18 protein-coding genes, 1 tRNA gene and 1 pseudogene are annotated in these 16,056 nt (G+C 61.5%); 13 read left to right on the forward strand and 7 right to left on the reverse strand.

Annotation, left to right across the window (positions count from 1 at the left end):
* Window positions 1-4: 4 nt before the first annotated feature.
* Window positions 5-784: an NIPSNAP family protein gene (locus tag NKI49_RS02200; RefSeq protein WP_352598555.1), complete on the reverse strand. Its 780-nt coding sequence runs from the start codon at window positions 782-784 to the stop codon at window positions 5-7.
* Between the two features lie 118 nt (window positions 785-902).
* Here NKI49_RS02200 and NKI49_RS02205 point away from each other — a divergent pair, with 118 nt between their 5' ends.
* Both NKI49_RS02205 and NKI49_RS02210 read left to right on the forward strand, forming a co-directional pair.
* Window positions 903-1,577 (forward strand): TetR/AcrR family transcriptional regulator, encoded by a 675-nt coding sequence (locus tag NKI49_RS02205; RefSeq protein WP_352598554.1) that lies wholly within the window; start codon window positions 903-905, stop codon window positions 1,575-1,577.
* 388 nt (window positions 1,578-1,965) lie between these two features.
* Window positions 1,966-3,096: a metallophosphoesterase gene (locus NKI49_RS02210; protein WP_502899458.1), complete on the forward strand. Its 1,131-nt coding sequence runs from the start codon at window positions 1,966-1,968 to the stop codon at window positions 3,094-3,096.
* A gap of 55 nt (window positions 3,097-3,151) precedes the next feature.
* On the opposite strand, the gene NKI49_RS02215 is transcribed toward NKI49_RS02210, so the two are convergent.
* Entirely contained in the window at window positions 3,152-3,331 is a 180-nt protein-coding gene (locus NKI49_RS02215) for a CsbD family protein (RefSeq protein WP_352598552.1), read from the reverse strand.
* 178 nt (window positions 3,332-3,509) lie between these two features.
* Between NKI49_RS02215 and NKI49_RS02220 the strand changes: the two genes are divergently transcribed.
* From NKI49_RS02220 to NKI49_RS02265, 11 genes and pseudogenes are all read left to right on the forward strand, one after another.
* Window positions 3,510-4,178, forward strand: coding sequence for a glutathione S-transferase family protein (locus tag NKI49_RS02220; protein ID WP_352598551.1), 669 nt, complete (start codon window positions 3,510-3,512; stop codon window positions 4,176-4,178).
* A gap of 86 nt (window positions 4,179-4,264) precedes the next feature.
* Window positions 4,265-5,020, forward strand: a complete 756-nt coding sequence (locus tag NKI49_RS02225; RefSeq protein ID WP_352598550.1) for an SDR family NAD(P)-dependent oxidoreductase — start codon at window positions 4,265-4,267, stop codon at window positions 5,018-5,020.
* Between the two features lie 352 nt (window positions 5,021-5,372).
* Window positions 5,373-5,448, forward strand: a tRNA-Ser gene (locus NKI49_RS02230).
* 560 nt (window positions 5,449-6,008) lie between these two features.
* On the forward strand, window positions 6,009-6,758 hold the full coding sequence (locus NKI49_RS02235; RefSeq protein WP_352598549.1) for a hypothetical protein: 750 nt from the start codon (window positions 6,009-6,011) through the stop codon (window positions 6,756-6,758).
* A 295-nt stretch (window positions 6,759-7,053) separates the two neighbouring features.
* A pseudogene (locus NKI49_RS33340) lies at window positions 7,054-7,277 on the forward strand (IS1 family transposase); the annotation flags it as partial.
* A gap of 541 nt (window positions 7,278-7,818) precedes the next feature.
* Window positions 7,819-8,028 (forward strand): cold-shock protein, encoded by a 210-nt coding sequence (locus NKI49_RS02240; protein ID WP_010915421.1) that lies wholly within the window; start codon window positions 7,819-7,821, stop codon window positions 8,026-8,028.
* 311 nt (window positions 8,029-8,339) lie between these two features.
* On the forward strand, window positions 8,340-8,567 hold the full coding sequence (locus NKI49_RS02245; protein WP_352598548.1) for a hypothetical protein: 228 nt from the start codon (window positions 8,340-8,342) through the stop codon (window positions 8,565-8,567).
* Window positions 8,567-8,974 carry a hypothetical protein gene (locus NKI49_RS02250; protein ID WP_352598547.1) on the forward strand — a complete coding sequence of 136 codons (408 nt, stop codon included), beginning with the start codon at window positions 8,567-8,569 and terminating at the stop codon, window positions 8,972-8,974. Before NKI49_RS02245 ends, NKI49_RS02250 begins: the two co-directional genes overlap by 1 nt.
* A 1-nt stretch (window position 8,975) precedes the next feature.
* Window positions 8,976-9,143, forward strand: a complete 168-nt coding sequence (locus NKI49_RS02255; RefSeq protein ID WP_352598546.1) for a hypothetical protein — start codon at window positions 8,976-8,978, stop codon at window positions 9,141-9,143.
* A gap of 4 nt (window positions 9,144-9,147) precedes the next feature.
* Window positions 9,148-9,495, forward strand: coding sequence for a YkgJ family cysteine cluster protein (locus NKI49_RS02260; RefSeq protein WP_502899457.1), 348 nt, complete (start codon window positions 9,148-9,150; stop codon window positions 9,493-9,495).
* A 77-nt stretch (window positions 9,496-9,572) separates the two neighbouring features.
* Window positions 9,573-10,184: a LysE family translocator gene (locus NKI49_RS02265; RefSeq protein ID WP_352598545.1), complete on the forward strand. Its 612-nt coding sequence runs from the start codon at window positions 9,573-9,575 to the stop codon at window positions 10,182-10,184.
* 172 nt (window positions 10,185-10,356) lie between these two features.
* Here the strand turns inward: NKI49_RS02265 and NKI49_RS02270 are convergent, their stop codons facing one another.
* The 5 genes from NKI49_RS02270 to groL form a co-directional block, all read right to left on the reverse strand.
* Complete coding sequence (locus tag NKI49_RS02270; protein ID WP_352598544.1) at window positions 10,357-10,710, reverse strand: hypothetical protein; 354 nt, start codon at window positions 10,708-10,710, stop codon at window positions 10,357-10,359.
* A gap of 171 nt (window positions 10,711-10,881) precedes the next feature.
* Window positions 10,882-11,322, reverse strand: a complete 441-nt coding sequence (locus NKI49_RS02275) for a TadE/TadG family type IV pilus assembly protein (RefSeq protein WP_352598543.1) — start codon at window positions 11,320-11,322, stop codon at window positions 10,882-10,884.
* Window positions 11,319-11,894 carry a TadE/TadG family type IV pilus assembly protein gene (locus NKI49_RS02280; RefSeq protein ID WP_352598542.1) on the reverse strand — a complete coding sequence of 192 codons (576 nt, stop codon included), beginning with the start codon at window positions 11,892-11,894 and terminating at the stop codon, window positions 11,319-11,321. Before NKI49_RS02280 ends, NKI49_RS02275 begins: the two co-directional genes overlap by 4 nt.
* A 26-nt stretch (window positions 11,895-11,920) precedes the next feature.
* On the reverse strand, window positions 11,921-13,951 hold the full coding sequence (locus NKI49_RS02285; RefSeq protein WP_352598541.1) for a pilus assembly protein TadG-related protein: 2,031 nt from the start codon (window positions 13,949-13,951) through the stop codon (window positions 11,921-11,923).
* Window positions 13,952-14,363: 412 nt separating this feature from the next.
* The gene (groL, locus tag NKI49_RS02290) at window positions 14,364-16,019 is read right to left on the reverse strand and encodes a chaperonin GroEL (protein ID WP_027027821.1); all 1,656 of its coding nucleotides are present in this window, start codon (window positions 16,017-16,019) and stop codon (window positions 14,364-14,366) included.
* Window positions 16,020-16,056 lie beyond the last annotated feature (37 nt).

A 16,056-nucleotide genomic window follows, 5' to 3' on the forward strand; every position in this document is an offset into this window, starting at 1 on the left:
GGCGTCACCGTCCAAGGCGCGAACGCGACGTCGGCGACAGCCGCAAGGTCTCCGTTGGCTTGGTCAGGTCAGGCTGCGCGGCCTGCCAAAAACCCTGCCATGCCGGCGAGTCGGCCAGAGCGGTTTCATGGCGGGCATGCGCCTCAGCGCTCTCGAAGCTGGTAACGGACACAAAGACGTTCTCATCAGCCCGCACCGGCAGCCGCGGAAAGCTGTTTTCGGCATGCTCCGTAACGAAGGCGGCGAGCAGGCGGACGCCGGGTGCCGTCATCATCGGCGCCTCGGCCTTGAACCGGCCGGTCAAATCGGTCTCCGCGCCAGGCCGCAGATGATGAATCCGGATGACAACAATGTCGGCCAGCGCCCTGTTTCGTATTGGCTTTTCGCCAGCGGCAAGGCTGGCGCGCTCGGCGCCTGAGAGGTCGAAGCCGGCGCCCGGCCACGCCGGCTTCAGCAACAACACATCGTCGGAATCGATCATTGTCGCATTGGCCGCATCGCGATGCGCCGCCCAGACCGGGCCGCCGTAGAAGGTGGTCAAGGCATCCTTGCGCGCGGCCATGCTGTCGAAGCCGCGCAGCCAGACGAACATGTCAGGCCGGTCCATGTCCCGGAACTGCCCGATAATGGTCATCCCGGCCTGTTCCTGGCCTTCGATCAGTCTGCTGTCGAAAATGTCGATTAGCGTATCGCGCTTGCCGGGCTTCAGCGTGTATTGCCGCAATTCGACGACCGGGGAGGCAAGCGCTGCAGGCTGCGCTGAGGCGTTTAGGGGCAGGCTCATAAGCTCGTCTCCAAAAACAGGGTGATCATCCTGTTTGTAAAACAGACCGGTTGTCCTGTTTTGTCAATCTGCTACCTTCTTTTTCTTCCCTCCTTGAGGGAGAAGGCGGAGATTCGCGATGGCCGGGCATTCCCAAAAGCGCACCAACGATCCCGAACGCATGCGCAATAGAGTGCTCGATGCCGCGCAGGAGTCGTTTCAGGCGCGCGGCTATCACGCCTCCAGCCTCGGCGACATCATGGCGGAGGCAGGCGTCAGCGGCGGCGCATTGCATCATCATTTCCCGACCAAGAAGGCGCTGGCCCTGGCGGTGATCGGCGAGCGCGTGGCGGCGGCGGTCGAAGAGACATGGATCGCACCGGTGCAGGCCGCGGCTTCGGCGCGCGACGGCGTGCAGGCTGTGTTCGAGGCCGTGGCGGGGGAGTTGGAAGGGCAGGGGTTCGTGCGCGGCTGCCCACTCAACAACCTGGCACACGAACTGTCGCTCGCCGATCCGGATTTCCGGATCGCCCTTGCCGGCATCTTTTCAGCGTGGCGCCAGGCGATTGTCGACAAGGTCACGGCCGACCAGCAGGCGGGCAGGGAGCAAGGCACCGATCCCCAGCGCTTTGCGGCCCTTGCCGTCGCCACCTATTCCGGCGCCATGTCGATGGCAAAGACGGCGCAGGACGCCACCGTGCTGCGCGACTGTCTTGTGGAGTTGCAACACAGCACCCGCTCGCCTGCCTCGCCACGCAACGGAGCGGGCGCGAAACGACGGCGCAGGGTGTGGCTGCGGCCGGGAACGCCTTAGGCTGGGGGACGGTTCTAGTTGGGCAGCGGTCAGGCCGGCAAACAGGAACTAATTGCGATTCATAGGTGTTGGTGACGGACATCATTCCGCCTGCGACCGGGCGAAACTCGCTCTGGATGCCGGGCCTCGCCAGAACAAAACCATTCTTGGCGGACTTGGCGTCGACGCACGGACTTCCATGCGCGGCGCCCGCGGTGAACAGGGTCGCCGATATCGCGCCGGCAGATGCAATCTTCATGGCGTTTCCCTTGCCATAGAACCTGAACTTGGAGGCCCGTAAAAATGGCGGGCGCCCGTCACGATGTCGATGGTCGAGGGTGCTCGACTAGCGTAGCGTACCCGCAGGCTGAACTTTACGGCAGGCCGCTCTCCATGCTGAAATCCGCCGATGTGGAATAGCCGACCGCCCATATGGTCCCGACGCAGCTTTCTGGCGCAGGCCATGGGCTTTGCCGTGGCCGGCGCTCTGCCGCGTCCGGCGCTGAGTCAGGCCGGGCAGCGCATCCAGCCCATCGACGCCACTTTCCTTTTTATCGCCGATGTCCATGCCTGCCGCATGGCAAGCGGGCTTAGCCCCCATTGCGAGCAGGAAGGCAAGACCGACGCAGCGCTGCTGCGCAATGTCGCGGCGCTCAATGCGGTTGGCGACAAGGACTGGCCGGCCGAAATCAACGGGATCGCCACCGGCCTGCGCTCGGCCGGCAGCCGTATCGGCGCGCCGCTCGGCCTCGTGGTCGGCGGCGACATCACCGATGACGGCGGCGGCCAGATCGCCCAGCCGAGCGAGGGCAAGCAACTGCTCCAGTTCAGCCAGCGCTACCAGCAGGGCGTGGGCCCCGATCGCGTGCATATGCCGGTCTATGTCGGGCTGGGTAACCATGATCTCGACCAGAACGGCCCGCCGCACCATGTCGACTGGTACCGGCGCGAACTGCGCGACTACGTCGAGGTCAATCACCGCGCCGGCGTGTTCTTCAAGCCACCGGTGCCGGCCACCGACTACGACGTCGGCACCGATTGCTATTCCTGGGACTGGGGCGGGCTGCATCTCGTCCAGATGCATCGTTTCGCCGGTGACACCGGCCACGGCGCCGAAAGCAGCTTGCCCTGGCTGAAGCAGGATTTGGCGACCTACGCTGCGGACGGGCGCCCGGTCATCCTGTTCCAGCACTATGGCTGGGATGCGTTTTCCATAGAACGGTGGGATCCCGCCAAAAGGGTCTACGACGATGACGGCGCCGGCGCGCCGCACTGGTGGAGCGAAAACGACAGGAAAGCGCTGCTGGCGACGCTGAAAGGCTACAATGTCGTTGGCATTTTTCACGGCCACCAGCACCGTACGCCATTGATCTACCACCGCGACGGGCTGGACCTGTTCAAGCCCAAGGCTGCCTTTATGGGCGGATTCGCGCTGGCGAGAGTGACCAGCGACGGCATGGATGTGGCGCTGGGCGAGGCGACTGGTGATCACGGCGAGGTTGCGTTCACCAACGCTTTCAGCAAGGGCTGGAGCACGTGAAAAAAGGCGGCGTTGGCGACTGCCTTTCCCCACGTCCAAAGCACCCTAGTCGGGGTCAGAGCGCTTTGTTGACCTTGTCTTTTACGTCGCCATAGGCCTTCTGCACTTTGCCGGCGGCCTTGTCGGCCGTGCCCTTGGCCTGGGTCCGCCTGTCGCCGGTCGCCTTGCCCGCGGCCTGTTTGACGGAGCCCTTGACCTGCTTGGCCACGCCGGCGACCTGATCCTTGTTCACCATGTCCGCATCTCCTGGCAGTCTTGAATTCCTTGCGGAACCAACGGGCTGGCGTCGGTTAGGTTCCGGACTGCGCAAGCCGATGGGGTCGCTCAGCCGCTTCCAGTGGCAAGGCTTGCAGGCTAGGCTGCGAACACGCGCCGGCCCAGACTTCAGGACGACCGTGCGCGCGGGGAGAAAAATGGCTGAATTCACGCTTTGCATCGGCAATAAATGCTTTTCCTCCTGGTCGCTGCGGCCGTGGGTGGCGATGAGGCATCTGGAGATTCCGTTCGAAGAACGGCTCGTGCGGCTGCGCACGCCCGAGACCGCAGCCAACCTGGCCAAAGTGTCGCCGACCGGGCAGGTGCCCGTCCTGGCTCACAAGCCCCTGAATCAAAACGGCAGGATCATCTGGGAAACCCTTGCCATCCTTGAATATCTTGCCGACTTGTATCCTGAAAAAAACCTCTGGCCGGCCGATATCGGCGCCCGCGCGCTGGCGCGCTCGGCGGCGACCGAGATGCATTCCGGTTTTCGCGAGGTCCGTTATGGCTGGCCGATGAATTTGCGCCGGCCCAAGGGCCACAAGCCGCTCGACCCCGAAGGCGAAGCGCAACGCGCTCGCATCGAGGCGCTGTGGCGCGAGTGCCGCGAAAAATACGGCCAGGGCGGCCCGTTCCTGTTCGGCCATTTCACCGCGGCCGATGCCATGTATGCGCCTGTCGTCACCCGCTTCGAGACCTATGGTGGCACGCTCGCGGCCGACACCCGGGCCTATGTCGACGCCATGCTTTCAATGCCGGCGATGCGCGAGTGGTATGCGGAGGCAGCCAGGGAGCCTTGGCCGGAGCCCGGCCCCGACGAATAGATGTTGGCCCTGGGTCAGGTACCCTTTCAGGCAGTTGTCTGCGATCTATCTAAGGCAGGCGTCTCGCGGCTCCAGGAGGTTTCACAATGACTGCTTCTTCCGCACCACTCGCCGGCAAGGTTGCGCTCGTCACGGGCGCTTCGTCGGGGATCGGCGAGGCGGCGGCTGCGGCGCTGGCCGCCGCCGGCGCGAAGGTGGCGGTCGCTGCCCGCCGCGCCGGTCGTCTCGAAGCGCTGGCCGTGCGGATCGAAAAGGCCGGCGGCACGGCGTTGCGCATCGAGGCCGACGTCACCAGCAACGGCGATGTCACCGCCATGGTCGAGAAAGTCGTTTCCGAATGGGGAAGGCTCGACATCCTCGTCAACAATGCCGGGGTGATGCTCCTGTCGCCGGCTGCGGAGGCAACCCTCGACGACTGGCGTCGCATGGTCGAGCTCAACCTTTTGGCGCTGATGGGCGTCACCAAGGCGGCACTGCCGCATCTCAAGGCCGCCAAGGGGCATATCGTCAACGTCTCCTCGATCGCCGGCCGCGTCGCCAACCCCGGCGCAAGCGGTTATGCGGCGACGAAATTCGGCGTCGTCGGCTTTTCCGAATCGCTGCGCCGCGAAGTCTACGCCGACAAGGTCCGTGTCACCGTCATCGAGCCCGGCCTAGTGCGCACCGAGCTTGGCGATCACATCACCAACGCCGCCTCGAAGGCCGGCCTTGACCAGCGCCTGGCCACAATGGAAGCACTGACCGCCGAGGATGTAGCGGCCGCCATTCTCTATGCGGTCAGCCAGCCGGCGCGGGTCAACGTCAACGAAATCGTCATCAGGCCGACCGACCAGGAGCGTTGACCGCTCGGACTGCAATCGGTCGCGACAAGGCGGTTTTCCATCTGGAGATATCGGCCGCCTGGCATGCCCTTGCCCGTGGCCATCGGTCACGTCCGAGGGTAGTGGGTCAGTTTGAAATTCCGGCACCATGGCAGGTGACCCACCTCGTGCGCTGGCGGGTTGGCCGCCGAGATCCTCGTTCGAACGGAAGGAGCGTTACAAACTAAATAGAAAGACTAGACGAAGCATTTGGGTGTACTTCAGTGTCCTAAGCTATTGGGGATTATCCCCTTGACACAAGTGACTTGAAACGGCGCTGCGGCTGGCCCATATTTGCGCTGGACGTGCGAACACGACCATCCCGCAAGGGATACGCAGTGGTAGTCTCAGTTGGATAGAGCGCTTGCCTGCTAAGCGAGAGGACGCGGGTTCGAGTCCCGCCCACTCTCCCTCATTTTCGAAGACTCGCGTAGCGCGTGTGTTTCGGCTAACCGTACGGAATGCCGCTGCCAAAGTTGGTCAATAGCTGGAAGTCGATAGTCAATCCCGTCCAATGGTCGAAGCCTGACCCCGAAGACGGGTACATTCGATTCTATGCACCGTTAGAAATTGACGGCATCGTTGAAGCCGGCCTTGTCCTTACAGGCGGCACATACGCACATCTCCCCGATAGACACGTTACGTTTGAATTGTCTGTTGCTGGTCTCTCTGGGCATCGGCACACGAAGCTGATCCGCGTCGATTGGCGAGACACAAAGGGCGGCCATTCGAACAATCGCCGGAAGTGTGCCGGGGATGGAAAGCGCGTTCCTGAGACCCATCTGCACAGTTTCGAACTTAATTGGCTAGAAGCCGAAAGACGGATGAAGCGCGGCAAACTTCCTTGCGCCGAAGCTATTGACCAAGAGCTTCAATCATTTGAACAGCTTAGGGCGTATGTCAGAACTCGCTTTAGAATCAACAACATAGACATTGTCCCAAGGCCGGATTGGGTGTATGATTTGTTCCAATGATGGTAGGTAGCGTAATTTCCGCCGAAGTAGAAAGGACTGTTGACGAAACGGTCCGTGATCTCGTGCGCCTGAAGCGCATCAATGGCGGGTACTTCGTAAATCTCCCACTGCTCTACCCCGATGGATCATTTGTCACGGTTCGGATTGATCAGATAGCGAACGGGGTGCGCGTGAGCGATTCCGGTTTCGCTTATCGGGAAGTTGAAGATCTGAACGCCGCAAAATCGTTCAAGCGAACGGCCAATAAGGTTGCCGAAAGCACGGGCGTAACTGTGGGAGACCGCGTGCTCTATATAGAGACGCCGATTGACGATCTTCACCGGGCAATTCTGGACGTTGCAGAGTCATCCTGGCGCGTGGCGGATCATATCTGCCAACGCATTTTCGATGAGGATGACGAACAACTCGCCAATGAATTGAACGAGCGATTGGTCAGGGTATTCGGTTTCGATAAGGTTGACGAAGGTAAGACGATCATTGGCGCGTCAACGAACGCATGGGAAGTTTCGGCGGTCGTTGCGGTCAATGGTCATACGGCTGTTTTCCAAGCGGTGAGCAACCACGCGAACTCAGTGTATCGAGCCTCAACTGCATTTCATGATTTGGCAGCGCTGGATAAGCCTCCAAGGCTTATTGCGGTTGTTAGAGATAGAGGCGCACTAGGGTCGAAACTAGGGCTTCTCTCTCCGGGTCGTGTCATCGAAGAATCGCAACCGGACGACCTATTCAGGAAGGCGGCTGCATGACCGGTTTGTCTTTGTCGAAGGCGGTGAAAGAAAACCGATTGAATTACGGTGACAGTGCACTCTTTTCTATGTTTTCCCGACTGGACTGCCCCTGTTTTGAGACAATTGAGTTAGGGCAATATGGAGCATGTTTGCGGTTTCAGATTGGTTGAGACCCGACGAGTGCGGCTTCGAATTCTACGAGTGACAGCGCGCTTCTTGCCATATTCGCACAGCTCTCATCTGCCAAGATTAACCGCTTCACCCGCCCTGCTCGTACAGGCGGCGAAGAGAAAATAGCGCGCTGTCACCGTAATTCGAAAACCACGTCCATATGGTTGCCCTGTATTGCGTCTGGTACAACTTCGTTCGCGTTCACAAGACGCGGAAGGTGTCCCAGCGATGGCCGCCGGCCTTTCCAGGCGCTTTGGTCGATGGACGATCTTTGCGAGAAGATGGCCGCCGTTGCGCCTAAGCCGGAGCAAGCGTGGACCATACAACATGCGCGTGGGGGAACATGATGGTGGTGAAACTGGTTGATTGGAGCACAGATGTCCAAGATTCGATCGCCAGGCTAGGCAAACCTGGCCTTGTGTTCCCATTCCGGAAGGCGGCACCGCTCATTGACTATCTAGCGTCGCGGAGGGTCGTGCCACGCTCTGATTTGCTTCACAGGGCTATGCAAATTAACGGATCAGACGCCGAGAATTTTCTTGCGTCCACGCTCGCCAATGTGACCATGGCCATTCATCATAAGGGTGCCGTTCCCGATCCAGGTGGCTGGTACTTTCACGATGCTGACTTGGATATGTATGTATTGGATCGTGGGTTCTCTGCGGCATGGCGAGCTGCGCGATCATGATGCGTCAAATTTCAAACTGACCCACTACCCCGGCGAGGCAAGATTTGACATGCTTCCAAAACAGGCGTAGAAGAAAGTCGTCGATATTTGTTTGACTGACTTTTGTTATCCGCGCTTTGCAGCGCGCCTTTGACGAACTTCCCACATCAAAAATCGAGACAAACGGCGTCGTGCATCCGCATGACGACGAACGAATATTTGCCATGGAAAGGGTTCGTCATGAGCACCGGCACAGTTAAATGGTTCAACGCCACCAAAGGTTTTGGTTTTATTCAGCCTGACGACGGCTCGGCCGACGTTTTCGTCCACATCTCGGCCGTAGAGCGCGCCGGCATGCGTGACATCGTCGAGGGTCAGAAGCTCGGCTACGAGATGGTCCGCGACAACAAGTCGGGCAAGATGTCCGCCGACCAGTTGAAGGCGGCCTAACTCGGAATTCAGCCTTCCCGGTGACCACGGATGTACCGGCACCGGTGAACGGCGAATTCTGGGAGCGTCATCGAGCGTCCCGTACGCCCGATACTCCAACGAAAGGTCAGGCCATGCCTGGCCTTTTTCGTTTGGACGCTCAATTAGAACGCCGCACGCGCCTTCGGACGTGCTAAGGACGGTCTAACAGGTCGAATGAGCGCCGCGCCGTTAGTCGGGCGGGCAATTCGTACCGGCAACCATATTTATTTGTGCGTGATTTCGGCCGAAGACCGGCCTTCCTGCATCACGCTGCGGACAGGAGAAAGATTTTGACCGCCACTTCGAAGACATCTCGCGATCAGGCCGAGTCCATTTTCAGCAAGACCAGGACCCAGTCCATGTCGTTGAACCGCATCGTGTCCGAACAGGATGCCGTCAGTCGGGCCCGCGAGGCAAAGACTGCCCGGCTGCGCGAACTGCGCCTGGAAAAGGAAGCCGACGAGCTGGCGGCCGCTGCTGCTCAGGCTGGCCAGCCGAAGCGGGCGGGCAAACGCTGATGGCCACCAAGCGCGTACCCGCGAAGACGATCGCCGCCGACTCGACCATCGCCGACGTGGTCGATGGCCTCGACAAGCCGGTCGAATATGTCCGGCGCGTGCTGGAAAAATTGGAGCGCTGCAAACGCGCCCATGGCGATGCCCAGGTCCGGCTTGGCGTGCGCGGTCGCGCCGAATGCCCGAACTACCTGATCGAATATGTCCGGGAAGACGCCAAGACCCACGAGCGGGTGACCTACCAGGATGCCGCCTATAGCGGCAGCACGCATCGCGAACTGGCGTCGCATCACATCGAGGCGACAAAAAACTGGTCGCCGGAGGAAATGAACATCACGGCGGTGTCGGCGTTGATCGGCCGCTTGCGCAACCCGCGGGCGCCATCATCGCGTTTCGCCGACGAGGACTGACATGGCCATAAAATTCTCCGCCAAGGACCAGCCGTCGGCGCCGGCCGTCGCTGCAAAGCCGGTCAAGCCGGCTGCCGAGCCGAAAACCGGCGAAGCCGCCGAGGCTGCGACCGATCTGTTCAAGTCGCCGCTGGATTCGCCAAAGGGCAACACCAGGAAGAAGAAATAGCGCCTTGCCGCAAGACGTCGATCGCAACCTTGCCGCGCCGGCGCCGCCCGGCTTGCTGGTGCCTGCCTTCGACTGCCAGAGCTGCGGCGCCTGCTGCTCCTATTCGGCAGAGTGGCCGCGCTTTTCCACCGAGGATGACGCGCAACTTGACCGCATCCCGGAAAAATATGTAGCGGCCGACCTGTCCGGCATGCGCTGTGACGGCGTGCGCTGCTCGGCCTTGTCGGGCGAGGTCGGCAAGGCGACCGCCTGTGGCATCTATGAACTGCGCCCGGATGTCTGCCGTGCCTGCATGCCTGGCGACGACGAGTGCCTGACGGCGCGCGCGGCGCTCGGATTGCCTATCTCCTAGCGACGACTGACCGCGGCTTGCGCGCGCCCTCCTTGCTGGCTACGCTGCAACGGGGCAGGGCGCCGGAGGAAACCATCGTGAGCATCGAATTTCTGTTGACGTCGCTGATCGTCGTGGCTTCGCCAGGCACCGGCGTTCTCTACACGCTGAGCGCCGGGCTTTCGCGCGGGGCTCGGGCGTCGATCATTGCCGCCTTCGGATGCACGCTCGGCATCATCCCGCACATGGCTGCCGCCATTACCGGCCTTGCCGCTCTCCTGCACACCAGCGCGCTCGCCTTCGAAACGCTGAAATATCTCGGCGTCGCCTATTTGCTCTACATGGCCTGGAACACGTTGAAGGAGAAAGGCGGGCTGAGCGTCGAGGACAATGTCGCGCCGCGCTCGGCCGGCAAGGTGATCGCCACCGGCATCCTCGTCAACGTGCTCAATCCGAAACTGTCGATCTTCTTCTTCGCCTTCCTGCCGCAATTCGTCAGCACCACCGAACCCAACGCGCTTTCGAAGATGCTGGAGCTCAGCTCCGTCTTCATGCTTGTGACCTTCGTGGTGTTCGTCGGCTATGGCGTGTTCGCAGCTTCGATCCGCAGCCATGTCGCCTCGCGGCCAAAAGTGCTGACCTGGATGCGCCGGACCTTCGCCGGAGCCTTCGTCATGCTCGGTGCGAAGCTGGCGCTGGCGGATCGGTAGAGCAACTCCAGGAAAAGTGTGAAACGGTTTTCCGTCTGGAGTTGCGTAGAAACGAAGAGACAGGGCGGTTCGCGGGTCCTGTCGTCTCCGCGCAAAATCCCTGCCCGGATAGTCAGAAGGCGAGCCCAGGGCTCGCCTTCATCCGCTCTTCAACGCCGGGGCGAGCCGGCAATCATTTGTTTGCGCCACCGAGAGCCTTCAATTTTTCGCAGAACGGCGCGTATGGTTTGCTCATCGCGGCGTCCTGGCATTCCTTCATCATCATGGCCTGATCGTCCTTGGACATCGCTGCCCAGGCGGCCTTCATTTCATCGTCGGATTTCATCGTCTTCATGCTCGAATCGGTGAAGAACGGTTGCATCATCTTGGGCGAGTCGAGCGCCCCGGCAAACGCCGTGCCGCTGAAGACAGCCAATGCGAGTGCTCCAACGCAGGCGGTTCTGATGTTCATCACACGGGTCCTCCCTAGTGGTCTTTTCTCGATCGTCGAATGGCGATCGCGCTCGATTCTAGCAGAGATCGGCATATTTAGGGGTAGCTAATATGACTACGGTCGGGCGTCCTCGGGCGTCAATATGGATTAGCGCAAGGCCGCCTGGCCCTTGACGTAGCCCATCGTGCCGCAGTCTGAGGAGCGACAAAAACGAAACGACGTGGACGCCGCGCGGAGGGCGTTTCCGTGAAGTGACAATCCGCTTTAGGCGCCTTGGTTAGGGAAGCACGCCTGAGCGCTGAGGTTTGGGCCATTTGCCAGGGAAGCGAGGAAAGCCGGCATCACGGTCGCGAACGTGTAGGAAACCCGGACGCTCGAAAAGCCTGACAAGCCCGAACAGGTGGTGTTGTTGTTGACGGCGATGTTGGCGCTGCTCAGGACGATGCCGTCGCCTGCTGCCCTGTTGCTGATGTAGCTCGTCGCAGTGGTGGCGTTGTAGACCCCGTTTTGCGTGCATCCGCTCTGCAGCACGCCGACGCAGCGTGCTCCTGCCGCGGCGATTTCATCCAGTACATGCTGCGCCCAATACATGCGGCCAAACTCGAAGGTGCCCATCAGCACCATCAGCAACGGCACCGACAGAAGTGCGAACTCGACGGCGTTGGCGCCGGATCTGTCGCTCAGGAATGACCGGCCGTGCCTCATTGCGGCTGCACCGCCGACTGGACGGTGATGTTGCCGTCGTTGACGATACCGAAACCGCCGAAAAGCGGCGCGTAAGGCTTGCTCGCCGAGATCGTCACGAATTTCCCCGCGATCCCGCCAGCAGGACAGATGCTGCCACACGTTACCGGCGTGCTCCAGACCACCGCCCCCGAATTGCCCGGACAATAGCAGAGGTCGGCGTTGGCGGCAGTGCCAGTTTGGGTCGCGGTGGATGTGCTGGCGGCGTACGCGAGAGCCGGGCCGTTGTTGATGACGACCTGAATGTTGCCGCCATTGCCGCCCAGTCCGCTCGTGACCACAGTGGCGATGTTGCCGGCCAGCGCGCTGCCTCCCGAGGAATTGACCTTGTCGCCATTGAGCAAGGCGTAGTTCGAGCCGGCCGAGACTGCCGAGCTCAGTTCGAATTTTGCTTTCAGCGAACCACCGATATCGACGGTCCCGGCAAGGATGAGCAGCAGGACCGGGCTGACCAGCGCGAATTCGACCGCCGAGACACCTGTCTTCTCGCGCCTCAGGAAGTCGATGAATGAAGAATGCCGAATGGTGGACATGTAGCGATCGAAGCGAAACGGAGTTCTCATTGTACGAGGCTCACCTTGCTGCTGGCGCTGGTGCTCGAGGCGGCGATGCATTCCGATGCAGCGGCCGTGCCACCCGACAGCGTGATGAGCGAGCCGATCATCTGCAGGCACTTGCTTGAATCGGATGGCGAGCCCAGCACACTGGAGCCGCCATTCATGACGATCGGGCCGTAGGGGAAATAGAAGGCGCCGGAGATCTGGGCGTTGGAGCCGCCCTCGGCGAAGGTGGCGCCGGCAGTGTTCGAGCTTGAGATCGGCCCGATCACTGCGAGCTTGGCGGTGGCGCCCGACTGCGGTGCGGTGAGTACGATGTTGCTGTAGCCGGCCGCGACGCAGAAGACATAGCCGTTGCAACTTCCCGAGTTCGATTTGGCCTTGCCTGACAGCACCAGCGTCACATTGGTGCCGCTGATGCTGAACGTGCTGCCATTGCAAACGGCGCTGCCGCCGCCATTGCCGCCGAGCGCGAAATAGCCGTCGACCGTGTAGACGCCGGCGCCCAGCAGGATAGCGCCCGAGCCGATGAAATTGCCGGCGATGTCGTGCTGCGCCGTGGCCGGTATGACGAAGCAGCTGCCGCCCCCGCCGCCATTCACATTGCCGACCACCTGGAACACGCCCGAACTGGTTGCGTCGGCCATGATAGTCCTGGAACCGCCGCCGAGCGTGATGGCGTCGCCATTGCTGCCTGGGCCGATTTTGTAGCTGTTGGATGTTCCCGAGCCGAAGGTGAGCGTGGCGCCGCCGGTGTTGTTGAATCCGCCGGGCAGCTCGAAAGGGCTCGGCCCGCCGAAGGTCAAGGTGCCGCTGTTGCAGAGGCTGACGCGCGCGATGCCGCCGCAACTATTGTCGCTGATGCCGATCTTGAACGTGCCGGCGCCGAACGTCGTGGTGCCGTAGCTGGTCGTCAGTCCCTTGGTGAAGTTGAAAGTGCCGGCGCCGAATGTGGTGGTTCCGGCGGTGGTCACTTGGTTGCCGAAATTGAAAGTGCCGGCTCCGAAAGTCGTGCTTCCCGTAGTGGTGAGCGTCTTGGCGAAATTGTAGGTGCCGGGGCCGAAATTGGTCGTGGCGCTCGTCGTCAGGTCACCGGCAATGTTGTAAACCGTGGTTGCCGCGCCACCTGTGGCGAAGTTGACGTTGATACCGCCGCCGATGGTGATGGTGCCCAGGTTGACGGTTGTCTTGCTGCCGCAATCCAGCATCCAGGTCGATGATGACGATGCCCAGGTGGCGGTGCAGCCGAGTACGGTCGCTTGGCTTTTGGTGGAGCCTGGGTTCCAGCCGAAGTCGATGCTGTTGCCAACGAGGGTTGTCGGCGCCGCCGGCGCGGACGTCGTCGAAAGCGCGGCCACTGTGGCAATGCGGGCGCCGGCGGCGGCGACCGCGGCATTGCCGGCCAGCGGATCGGCGGTCGATTTCTTGGTGATCACCGCCGCCGCGCCGTTGGGGCCGGTGATGCCGTTGCAAGGCTGGCTTGGGGCCGCGGCGGAGTTGTAGTTGACGCCGAGTGCCGAAATGCTGGTGCCGCAAGGGATGGTCACCGTGTTGTTCGAGGATACCGTGCATTTCTGCGCGGCGATCGCGGTGCCGCCGCTCAGCGTTATGCCGGTCTGTGTGCCGTCAAGCGCAAGCATGCATCCGGGTGTCTGCGGCTGCGCGCCAAGCTCGGCCACCGAACTGGCGTAAATCTGCAATTGCTCGCGATCGCTCAAGACGCGTGCCAGAAGCAGGGTCTTGTAGGTATTGATCGACACCGAAACGGCGTTGACGCCGGCCGTTTTCGGGGAGGCGACAAGGCTGACCTGCACATTGGCGGCCGGAACGCCGTTGAGCACCGCCACGCTGACGGCGGTGGCGGTCATCTGATTGGTGGACTTGTTCGCATTGTAGGCGAGGGCACCTGCATAGGCCGACAGGTCGGCGATGCGCTGATTGTCGACACGCTCGACCAGCGCGCCGCCATATTCGGTCACCAGGGCGGCCATGCCGATCAGCATCGGCATTACCAGTGCCGCGGTGATCAGCACGTTGCCGTCTCGGTTCCGCAAAAATCGTCGCAAGAATTGCATCGGTGTTGACCTGACACACTTTAGAGCGGCCCAGCCGGGCTCTCGCTCATTAGTAGTCGCGAATGTCTTAAAAAATATTGTCCGACAAATCCATTGCAAAGGCTTATGGAAGCCACTGATTTCGCTCGTGAACTGCACAAGAGAAAGTCATTTGCACGCTTTTATGGCAGATGACCTGCTGATGGATACCGTCATTGCGGAAAGCGAAGCGGTGAGAGTACGCGGGGTGAGCACGGGCGGTTAGGGCAAGAACCGAGGGGCAGAGAAGTGATCGTCAAACTCCCTGCGCAGCGAGCCACGACTGCGGCCTCAAACGCAAAAGGGCGCCTTTCGGCGCCCTTTCGGTATTTGAAGGCTGATGGAGCGTGGATTAGAAATCCATACCGCCCATTCCACCCATGCCGCCGCCGCCCATGCCGCCAGGCATGCCGCCGCCAGCCGACTCCTTCTTCGGAGCCTCCGCGATCATGGCTTCGGTGGTGACGAGCAGGCCGGCGACCGAGGCCGCGTCCTGGAGAGCCGTGCGAACGACCTTGACCGGATCCACGATGCCCATGGCGATCATGTCGCCATAGTCGCCGGTCTGGGCGTTGTAGCCGAAGGTCGCGCCCTTGTTCTCAAGGATCTTGCCGGCAACGATCGATGCTTCCGCACCGGCGTTGGCCGCGATCTGGCGGGCCGGAGCCTGCAGCGCACGACGAACGATGTTGATGCCGGCGGCCTGGTCGGCATTGACGCCGGTGGCCTTGATGTTGGCCGAAGCGCGCAGCAGGGCGACGCCGCCGCCTGCAACGATGCCTTCTTCGACGGCCGCGCGGGTCGCGTTGAGGGCGTCATCGACGCGATCCTTCTTTTCCTTGACTTCGACTTCCGTCGCACCGCCGACGCGGATCACCGCAACGCCGCCCGCGAGCTTCGCGAGACGTTCCTGCAGCTTCTCCTTGTCGTAGTCCGAGGTGGTCTCCTCGATCTGCTGCTTGATCTGGGCGACGCGGCCCTGGATCTCGGCCTTCTTGCCGGCGCCGTCGACGATGGTGGTGTTCTCCTTGGAGATCGACACCTTCTTGGCGCGGCCGAGCATGTTGAGGCCGACGTTCTCGAGCTTGATGCCGAGGTCTTCCGAGATGACCTGGCCACCGGTGAGGATGGCGATGTCTTCCAGCATGGCCTTGCGGCGATCACCGAAGCCCGGCGCCTTGACGGCGGCGATCTTCAGGCCACCACGCAGCTTGTTGACGACCAGCGTGGCCAGAGCCTCGCCTTCGACGTCTTCCGAGATGATGAGCAGCGGCTTCGAGGTCTGCACGACGGCTTCGAGAACCGGCAGCATGGCCTGCAGATTGGAGAGCTTCTTCTCATGGAGGAGAATGTAGACGTCCTCGAGCTCGGCAACCATCTTGTCGGCGTTGGTGACGAAGTAGGGCGAGAGATAGCCGCGGTCGAACTGCATGCCTTCGACGACTTCGAGTTCGGTCTCGGCGGTCTTGGCTTCCTCAACCGTGATGACGCCCTCGTTGCCGACCTTCTGCATCGCTTCCGCGATCATCTTGCCGACCGATTCGTCGCCATTGGCCGAGATCGTGCCGACCTGGGCAACTTCCTCGGAGGTCTTGATCTTCTTGGCAGCCTTGCCGAGCGCCGCGACGACTTCGATGACGGCGAGGTCGATGCCGCGCTTCAGGTCCATCGGGTTCATGCCTGCGGCAACGGCCTTGTGGCCTTCCTGGACGATCGACTGTGCCAGCACTGTCGCGGTCGTGGTGCCGTCGCCGGCGATGTCGTTGGTCTTCGAAGCGACTTCGCGGACCATCTGCGCGCCCATGTTCTCGAACTTGTCCTCAAGCTCGATTTCCTTGGCGACGGTGACGCCGTCCTTGGTGATGCGCGGAGCGCCGAACGACTTGTCGATGACGACGTTGCGGCCCTTGGGGCCGAGCGTGACCTTCACCGCGTCGGCGAGGATGTTGACGCCGCGCAGCATGCGTTCGCGGGCGTCACGGGAGAATTTTACGTCTTTGGCAGCCATGTTTTAACTCCTGGCAGGGGCTTGGGGTAAGCCCGAA

Source organism: Mesorhizobium sp. M0587, from assembly GCF_040320945.1.
Classification (GTDB): Bacteria; Pseudomonadota; Alphaproteobacteria; order Rhizobiales; family Rhizobiaceae; genus Mesorhizobium.